Below are 1,568 nucleotides of genomic sequence, written 5' to 3'. Positions count from 1 at the left end.
GGTGCGTGTGAATAAGCATAAGGCGGATTGGCGTGGTTGGAAGTTCATGTGGCCGTTCGCGGTGGTGTTCGTGTTCGTGTTCATCATCCCGATCGTGTACGCGATCTACATCAGCTTCTTCAAGAAGCAGATGATCGGCGGCACCAAGTTCGTTGGGTTGGAGAACTACCAGCGACTACTTGTTGACCAGCAGTTCTGGAGCTCGGTGGGTCGTGTGGCCCTGTTCACGGTGGTGCAGGTGCCGATCATGCTGTTCCTTGCGGCGGCGATGGCGTTGGCGATCGATTCGATGAAGCTGCATGGCACGAAGTTCTTCCGTATCTCGACGTTCCTGCCGTACGCGGTGCCGGCCGTGGTGTCCACCCTGATCTGGGGTTTCGTGTACGGCGCGAAGTACGGCCTGGTCGGCTCGTTCAACGGTTTCTTCGGCACGGACATCGACGTGTTGAAGCCCTCGGTCCTGCTGGCGGCGATCGGCAACATCAACACGTGGGAGTTCACGGGCTACAACATGCTGATCTTCTATTCGTCGCTGTCCACGATCCCGCACAGCCTCTATGAGGCGGCGTCGATCGACGGTGCCTCGGAGTGGCAGATCGTCAGGTCGATCAAACTGCCGGAGCTCAGGGGTTCGCTGGCGATCACGGTGATCTTCTCGATCATCGGCTCGTTCCAGCTGTTCAACGAGCCGAGCATCTTGCAGAACATGGTGCCGGGCAACGCGATCACGACGTATTACACGCCGAACATGTACGCGTACAACCTGAGCTTCTCCGGCAACCAGTCCAACTACGCGGCCGCTCTGGCGATCGTGATGGCCGTGATCACGATGGCCATCGCCTACGCGGTGCAGTTGAACAGCATGAAGGAGCAGATGAGGTGACGCGCCGGACGCTGGTTGAAGAAATGAATGTGACTGTGATTGTGACTGTGGTTGTGAAGGAGCGTGCGTGATGAGTGCGGCGACGAGTGCCCGTCCGGCCGGGGCGGAGTTGAGGGCCCGGGAGAGGGCCGCGAGAAGGGCCGAGAAGGAGCGTCAGAAGCGTATCGCCCGCGACGAGGCCGCCGAGAGGAAGAGGAGCGCGAGGGCGGGGTTCGCGAACGTGAACAACCCGAGGCGCAGCACGCTGATGACGGTCCTGTGCGCGGTCTTCGCGGTGTACTGCCTGTTCCCGTTCGTGTACCTGATGATCAACGCGACGAAGACGCAGGCCGACTTCACGAGTACGTTCGGTCTGGGCTTCGGCCGGTCGTTCGCCCTGTGGGACAACATCGTGACCGTGTTCACGTATCAGGGCGGGATCTTCGGCCGTTGGCTGGTCAACACGCTGCTTTACGTGGTGGTGGGCGCGGGCGGCGCGACTTTGCTGGCGATCATGGGCGGCTACGCGTTGGCGAAGTTCCGCTTCCCGGGCCGCAAGGCCGTGTTCGCGGTGATCATCGGCTCCATCTCGGTGCCTGGCATCGCCTTGGCGGTCCCGCAGTTCCTCCTGTTCGCCAAGCTGGGGTTGACGAACACGCCGTGGGCCATGATCATCCCGTCGTTGATCAGCCCGTTCGGCCTGTAT

The 1,568-nt window shown here is 61.2% G+C and carries 2 protein-coding genes; both read left to right on the top strand.

Annotation, left to right across the window (positions count from 1 at the left end):
* Position 1 precedes the first annotated feature (1 nt).
* A complete protein-coding gene (locus CUU80_RS10590) occupies positions 2–883 on the top strand; it encodes a carbohydrate ABC transporter permease (protein ID WP_100497302.1) in 882 nt (293 codons plus the stop codon).
* Between the two features lie 70 nt (positions 884–953).
* Positions 954–1,568, top strand: a 615-nt coding sequence (locus CUU80_RS10585; RefSeq protein ID WP_165775943.1) for a carbohydrate ABC transporter permease, incomplete at its 3' end; no start/stop codon positions are given.

This window comes from Bifidobacterium scaligerum (assembly GCF_002802865.1).
In the GTDB taxonomy this organism is placed as follows: Bacteria; Actinomycetota; Actinomycetes; order Actinomycetales; family Bifidobacteriaceae; genus Bifidobacterium; species Bifidobacterium scaligerum.
The sequence above is the reverse complement of the archived record's forward strand: the minus strand, read 5'-3'. Positions and strand labels throughout refer to the sequence as shown.